The sequence below is a fragment of the Deferrisoma palaeochoriense genome (genome assembly GCF_054656955.1).
Map to the genome: position 1 here is coordinate 26,160 of NZ_BAAHXI010000047.1, position 6,405 is coordinate 32,564.

Consider the following 6,405-nt stretch of genomic DNA (forward strand, 5'->3'; position numbering starts at 1 on the left):
CGCCTCACCGCGTCACGGGAGCGGCCGGCTCACCCCTCCCGGAGCACCCGGGTCGCGTTCAGGACGGCGAGCACCGCCACGCCCACGTCGGCGAACACGGCCTCCCACAGGGAGGCCACCCCCGCCGCCCCGAGCAGCAGAAAGAGCCCCTTCACCCCGAAGGCCAGGGCGATGTTCTCCCGCACGATCCGGTTCGTGCGGCGGGCCACCTCCACGGCCGACACGAGGCCCGTGAGTCGGTCGTCCATGAGCACCACGTCGGCGGCCTCGATGGCGGCATCGGACCCGAGCCCGCCCATGGCCACCCCGATGTCCGCCGCGGCCAGCACGGGGGCGTCGTTCAGGCCGTCGCCCACGAACGCCACCTTGGCCCGGGGGTCCTCCTTCTCGGCCTCGAGGCGCCGGACCCAGTCCACCTTGTCCTGGGGCAGCAGATCGGCGTGGACCTCGTCCAGGTCCAGCGCCCTGGCCACCGCCTCGGCCGCGCACCGCTCGTCGCCCGTGAGCATCACGAACCGGCGCACCCCGGCGGCCCGCAACCGCTCCAGGGTTTCCCGGGCCTCGGGGCGGGGCTCGTCGGCCAGAAGGAGGTAGCCCGCGTAGGTCCCGTCCACGGCCACGTGCACCACGGTCCCTTCGAGGTCGCAGGTGTCGTGGACGAGCTCGTCGCCGTCCAGGTGGAGGATCCGGTCGTTACCCACCAGGACCTCGCGGCCGTCGATCACGGCCCGCACCCCGTGGGCCGGGATCTCCTCGTAGCACCCGATCCGGGCGTCGTCCACCGGCCGGCCGTAGGCCTCCAGCACGGACCGGGCGATGGGATGGCCGGAATGGCTCTCGGCGGCGGCCGCGAGCGCCAACACCTCTGCCTCGGTAAAGCCGTTGTGGGGCACGACCCGGGTCACCCGGAACACCCCCTGGGTCAGGGTGCCGGTCTTGTCGAACACGATGGTCCGCACCCACCGGAAGGCCTCGAGGAAGTTCGCGCCCTTGAACAGCACCCCCCGGCGCGATGCCGCCCCGATGCCGCCGAAGAATCCCAGGGGCACCGAGATCACCAGGGCGCAGGGGCACGAGATCACCAGAAACACCAGGGCGCGGTAGACCCAGTCGGCGTAGGCCTGGGGCGCACCGAACCACCCCGCGATCCCCGGCGCCCGGGAGGCCAAGGGCGGAACCACGGCCAGGAGCACCGCTCCCAGGACCACGGCCGGTGTGTACACCCGGGAGAACCGGGTGAGGAACGCCTCGGTGGGCGCCTTTCGGGCCGCCGCGGTTTCCACCAGGTCGAGGATGGTCTTGACCGTGGACTCCCCAAAGGGTTTGGTGACCCGCACCGTGACGACCCCGCCCTGGTTCACCATGCCGGAGAGGATCTCGTCCCCCTCCCCCAGCGCCCGGGGCCGGGATTCGCCGGTCAGGGCCGAGGCGTCCACCGTGGTCCGGCCCTCCTCGATGACGCCGTCGAGGGGAACCCGTTCCCCGGGCTTCACCACGATCCGGTCCCCCACCCGCACCTCCTCGGGGGGCACCCGCAGGGTCTCCCCGTTCCGCCGGAGGTTGGCGTAGTCGGCCCGGATCTTGAGGAGGGCCGCGATCGACCGGCGGGAGCGGTTCACCGCCCGGTCTTCGAAATACTGCCCCACCTTGTAAAAGAGCATCACGGCCACGGCCTCGGGGAACTCCCCGATGGCGAAGGCCCCGAGGGTGGCCACCGTCATGAGGAAGCTCTCGTCGAAGAGGTCGCCCCGCAGCACCCCGCGGGCGGCCCGGCGCACCACGTCCTGGCCCGCCACGGCGTAGGCGATTAGGTAGGGGAGGAACACGGCCCAGGCCCCGGGGTCGCCGACCCGAAACCCCGCCCCGGGCCGGGGCACAAGCCGTTCCACCACGAGCGCCAGCGCGAAGAGGACCCCGGAGGCCGCCACCGCCTTCAGGATCGGCGAGACGCCCCGGGGCTCCCCCTCCAGGTGCCCGGCGTCGAGCCTCACGGGCCGGACCTCGGGCTCGATCCGGGTCACGATTTCCAGGGCCCTTTCCCGGGCCGCCGGGTCGTCGGCCTCCACCACCAGGGTGGACGAGGCGAAATGGAGCTCGGCCCGCACCCCGGGAAGGCGGTTGATCTCCTGCTCGATCTTCTCCGCGCAGGAGGCGCAGGTGAGGCCCTCGAGCCGGTACCGGGCCCCCGGTCGGCGCCGGGGCGGTTCCGCCACGGGGACGCCCCCCTGACCGCCACAGGAGCACGCGGGGCCCGCCCCCCCTTGCGGGGCCATGGGCAGCTCCCTCATGGCCGGTCCTCCTCCACGTGCCGGCGGGCCTCGGCAAAAAGGGTGCGCACGTGGTCGTCGTCCAGAGCGTAGAAGACGAGCTTCCCCTCCCGGCGGCTCTTCACGAGCCGGTGCATCTTGAGGAGCCGGAGCTGGTGGCTCACGGCGCTCGGGCTCAGGCCCAGGAGCTCCGCGAGATCGCACACGCAAAGTTCCTCGGCCGCCAGGGCCAGGAGAATCCGGACGCGGGTCGGGTCCCCCAGAATCTTGAAGGCCTCGGCGAGCGCCTCCACGGGAGCCGTTTCCACCTCGTTTCGCGCCCGGGCCACCGCCTCGGGATGGATCAGGAGCTCCGAACAGACGTCCATGGGTTCCTCCTACCGAGCCCGCCCAAGTAGCCTTGCCCCCATGGCGGGCGGGGAGCCGAATCCGGCCGGTCAGGGGTGCGGCACCCGATGGCCACGCCGCGGTGCCGGCGGAAATCTCCAACGATTGAACAACTGCTCATACATAAGAACACAACCCCGCGCCCGGCGCAACCCCGGGCCTTTCGGTTCCTCCCCTGGCCGGGGGCGGGGCCCGCGAGTGTTGACAGCCGTTTTGCCCTTCGTCTAGCGTGCGGTGTTTGCCAGCGTTTCGAGGAGGCGCCACCCCATGCCGAACCTGGTTCTCGCCTCGGCCTCGCCCCGGCGCAGGGAACTGCTCGCCTCGGTAGGGATTGCCGCCGAGGTCCGGCCGAGCCACGTCGACGAAACCCTCGCCCCGGGTCTGCCCCTGGAGGACGCCCTGGTCCAGGTGGCCCGGCGGAAGGCCCGGGCCGCGGCCGGGGACGATCCGGACGCCTGGGTCCTGGGGGCCGACACCGCCGTGGTGGTGGACGACCGGGTCCTGGGGAAACCGGCCGGCCGGGACGAGGCCCGGGCGATGCTCGAACGCCTCTCGGGCCGAAGCCACCGGGTGATCACGGCCGTCTGCCTCGTGGGCCCCGGCGGGGAGGACCGGAGCATCGCCGTGACCACCCGGGTCTGGTTCCGGGCTCTCGCGGCCGACGAGATTGCGTGGTACACGGGGCTTCCCGAGCCCTACGACAAGGCCGGGGCCTACGGGATCCAGGGGGCCGGTGCGGCGCTGGTGGAGCGGATCGAGGGGTCGTACACGAACGTGGTGGGGCTTCCCCTGGCGGAGACCCTGGCCCTCCTCCGGGGCACGGGGATTCCGCCCTGGGAGCGGGCCGCCGGCCGGGTCCCCCGGGCGGCGGTTGCGGGAGAGGACGCAAGACCATGAGGGAACCCACGTCGATCGGACAACGGTACCGGGAGGTCCTGGACGCGGTGCGGCAGGCTTGCGGCCGGACGGGCCGCAGCCCCGAGGCGGTTACCTTGGTCGCCGTGTCGAAGACGGTGGAACCCGAGCGCATCCTCGCCGCCTACGAGGCCGGGGCCCGGGACTTCGGGGAGAACTACGTGCAGGAGGCCCTGGGCAAGGTGGACCGCCTGCCGCCGGACGCCCGGTGGCACATGATCGGGCACCTCCAGTCCAACAAGGCCAAGCGCGCGGTGGAGACCTTCGCCTGGGTCCACTCCCTGGACCGGCCTTCCCTGGCCGACGCCCTGGAGAAGGCCGCGGCGGCCCGGGGCCGCGTGCTCGACGTGCTCGTCCAGGTGAACGTGGGGGGCGAACTCACGAAGTCGGGCACCGACGAGGAGGGCGCCCGGGCTCTGGTCCGGCGGGCGCCGGAGTGGCCCCATCTGCGGATCCGGGGGCTCATGGCGATCCCCCCGTACCGGGAGGACCCCGAGGAGGTGCGGCCGTACTTCCGGGCCCTCCGGGAACTGCGCGACCGGCTCCAGGCCGAGGCGCCCGAGGGGGTGCGGCTCGAGCACCTCAGCATGGGCATGAGCCACGACTTCGCCGTGGCCATCGAGGAGGGGGCGACCCTGGTCCGGGTGGGCACGGCGATCTTCGGGGAGCGGGCCTGAGTGCGGGGCTGGGAAGCTGGGAGGCTGGGAAGCTAGGAAGCTGGGAAGCTGGCGGCTGGGCGGCCCGGCCGCCTAGCCGCCCAACTGCCTAGCCGCCTCGCCGCCTCGCCGCCTCGCCGCCTAGCTGCCTAGCCGCCTGTCCGCCCGGCGGCCGAAAAGGACTTCAAGAAAGGGGATTCCGGCATGCAGACCCTTCCGAACCTTGCGCTGATCGGCGTGGGCAACATGGGCGAGGCCCTGCTGCGGGGCCTCCTGGCCGCGGGCACCCTCACCCCCGACCGGATCGTGGGCGCCGAGAAAGTCGAAACGCGGGCCCGGGAGGTGGCGGCCCGGTACGGGATCCGGGTGGAGACGACGGTGGAGGCCGCCTGCCGGGATGCCGAGACCGTGATCCTGGCGGTGAAGCCCCAGGACGTGGACCCGGCGCTGGCCGCGATCCGGGCGGCCGGGGGCTCGCCCCTCGTGATCAGCATCTGCGCCGGCATCCCCCTGGCTCGGCTGGAGCAGGGTCTCGGGGCAAACGCTGCGGCCGTCCGGGTCATGCCCAACACCCCCGCTCTGGTGGGCGCCGGCGCGAGCGTGTACTGCGCCAACTCCCGGGTGACGGCGGAGCAGGCGGGCTGGGTCGAGGCGATCCTGGGCGCCGTGGGCACGGTGCACCGGGTGGAGAAGGAGGAACTCCTCGACACCGTGACCGGGTTGAGCGGGAGCGGCCCGGCCTACGCCTTCGCCGTGATCGAGGCCCTGGCCGACGGGGGCGTGCTCATGGGCCTGCCCCGGGATCTCGCGCTCCACCTGGCGAAGCAGACGGTCTTCGGCGCGGCGAAGCTCGCCCTCGAGAGCCCGGAGCACCCGGCGGTGCTCCGCGACCGGGTGACCTCGCCCGGGGGCACCACCGCCGCGGGCCTGCGGGAACTCGAGGCCCGGGGCCTGCGCTCGGCCCTGATCGAGGCCGTCCGGACGGCCACCCTGCGGTCCCGGGAACTCGGGGGGTAGCCGGAACCCTTCTCCCACCGGAGGCGCATCCGATGTTCGTTCTCGGCAACTTTCTCCTCGGGCTCGCCCGGGTGCTCGACCTGGTGCTGAACCTCTACTTCTGGATCGTGCTCGTGCGGGCGCTCCTGTCGTGGGTGAACCCCGACCCCTACAACCCGATCGTGCGGTTCCTCCACCGGGCCACCGACCCGGTGCTCTATTGGGTGCGCCGCCGGATCCCGGTGGTGTTCGGGGGCATGGATTTCTCCCCCATGGTCGTGATCCTGGGGATCTACTTCGCCCGGATCTTCCTCGTGCAGACCCTGGCCGACCTGGCCCTGCGGCTCCGGTAGCGCGGGGTCCCGGAGGGTTTGGGAACCACGGAGAACACGGAGGGCACGGAGCCCCCCAAGGAGAGTCCCCATGCGCCTCACCCCGGCCGACGTGATGGAACAGACCTTCCGCACCGTGTTCCGGGGGTTCGACCCGGTGGAAGTGGACGCGTTCCTCCAACGGATCGCCGACGAACTCGAGCGGCTACGGGAGGAGCGCGACCGACTGGCGGTTGAACTGGAGGAGGAGCGAAAGGCCCGGCGCACCCTCGAGGAGGCCCTGGCCGCCGCCCGCACCCTCCAGGAGGGGATCCTCGAAAAGGCCCGCCAGGAGGCCGAACTCATCGAGGCCCAGGCCCGGCAGCGGGCCGACCGGGTGCTGGCCGAGGCGAACGAGGAACTCCTGCGGGTGCGCCGCGACATCGAGGCCGTGCGGGAGCGCTGGAATCTCTGGCTCGCCGAGGCCGAGGCCCTCGGACAAACGTTGCTCGGCTGGGTCGAGGAGAAGCGGGGCCGCCCCCCGCGGGAACCCGAGTTCATCGCCGAAGGCGATCCCGAGGAGGAGGAAACTCCGTAGCCGGGGCGCGGCGTGCCCCCTCCCCCTGCCCCCCTCCCTCCGGGGGAGGGGGATTCGGTGCCGCCCCGCGGCACCACTACAAAATGCCCTCTCCCCCTCGGGGGGAGAGGGTCAGGGTGAGGGGGGCGGCCCCAATGCCCGGGAAGAAGGGATGTCAGGATTTGGACGTGGCGTCGACAGGTTGGGACGGCCGCTGACGCTTGAATCGCAAAGGATTTTCACGTCCTAGCATCCCAGCCTCCCAGCGTCCCAGCGGAACTTTCTTGGAAGCTCCC

At 72.3% G+C, this 6,405-nt stretch carries 7 protein-coding genes; 5 read left to right on the forward strand and 2 right to left on the reverse strand.

Translation table 11 applies throughout. The annotated features are described in order from the left end of the window. Positions 1-29: 29 nt before the first annotated feature. Entirely contained in the window at positions 30-2,288 is a 2,259-nt protein-coding gene (locus ACYQ8L_RS12935; protein WP_459942223.1) for a heavy metal translocating P-type ATPase, read from the reverse strand. After that, complete coding sequence (locus ACYQ8L_RS12940; protein WP_459942224.1) at positions 2,285-2,635, reverse strand: ArsR/SmtB family transcription factor; 351 nt, start codon at positions 2,633-2,635, stop codon at positions 2,285-2,287. The genes ACYQ8L_RS12935 and ACYQ8L_RS12940 overlap by 4 nt, the downstream gene beginning before the upstream one ends. Positions 2,636-2,921: 286 nt before the next feature. Between ACYQ8L_RS12940 and ACYQ8L_RS12945 the strand changes: the two genes are divergently transcribed. The 5 genes from ACYQ8L_RS12945 (at position 2,922) to ACYQ8L_RS12965 (ending at position 6,130) form a co-directional block, all read left to right on the forward strand. Beyond that, the gene (locus tag ACYQ8L_RS12945; RefSeq protein WP_459942225.1) at positions 2,922-3,551 is read left to right on the forward strand and encodes a Maf family protein; all 630 of its coding nucleotides are present in this window, start codon (positions 2,922-2,924) and stop codon (positions 3,549-3,551) included. Continuing rightward, entirely contained in the window at positions 3,548-4,246 is a 699-nt protein-coding gene (locus ACYQ8L_RS12950; protein ID WP_459942226.1) for a YggS family pyridoxal phosphate-dependent enzyme, read from the forward strand. The genes ACYQ8L_RS12945 and ACYQ8L_RS12950 overlap by 4 nt, the downstream gene beginning before the upstream one ends. A gap of 183 nt (positions 4,247-4,429) precedes the next feature. After that, complete coding sequence (gene proC, locus ACYQ8L_RS12955; RefSeq protein WP_459942227.1) at positions 4,430-5,242, forward strand: pyrroline-5-carboxylate reductase; 813 nt, start codon at positions 4,430-4,432, stop codon at positions 5,240-5,242. A gap of 32 nt (positions 5,243-5,274) precedes the next feature. Further along, entirely contained in the window at positions 5,275-5,574 is a 300-nt protein-coding gene (locus tag ACYQ8L_RS12960) for a YggT family protein (RefSeq protein WP_459942228.1), read from the forward strand. A gap of 70 nt (positions 5,575-5,644) precedes the next feature. Beyond that, positions 5,645-6,130: a DivIVA domain-containing protein gene (locus ACYQ8L_RS12965; protein ID WP_459942229.1), complete on the forward strand. Its 486-nt coding sequence runs from the start codon at positions 5,645-5,647 to the stop codon at positions 6,128-6,130. Positions 6,131-6,405 lie beyond the last annotated feature (275 nt).

Coding starts and splice junctions, on each gene's coding strand:
- ACYQ8L_RS12945 (WP_459942225.1), top strand. CDS start 2,922: ATGCCGAACCTGGTTCTCGCCTCGGCCTCGCCCCGGCGCAGGGAACTG.
- proC (WP_459942227.1), top strand. CDS start 4,430: ATGCAGACCCTTCCGAACCTTGCGCTGATCGGCGTGGGCAACATGGGC.
- ACYQ8L_RS12965 (WP_459942229.1), top strand. CDS start 5,645: ATGCGCCTCACCCCGGCCGACGTGATGGAACAGACCTTCCGCACCGTG.
- ACYQ8L_RS12940 (WP_459942224.1), bottom strand. CDS start 2,635: ATGGACGTCTGTTCGGAGCTCCTGATCCATCCCGAGGCGGTGGCCCGG.
- ACYQ8L_RS12960 (WP_459942228.1), top strand. CDS start 5,275: ATGTTCGTTCTCGGCAACTTTCTCCTCGGGCTCGCCCGGGTGCTCGAC.
- ACYQ8L_RS12935 (WP_459942223.1), bottom strand. CDS start 2,288: ATGAGGGAGCTGCCCATGGCCCCGCAAGGGGGGGCGGGCCCCGCGTGC.
- ACYQ8L_RS12950 (WP_459942226.1), top strand. CDS start 3,548: ATGAGGGAACCCACGTCGATCGGACAACGGTACCGGGAGGTCCTGGAC.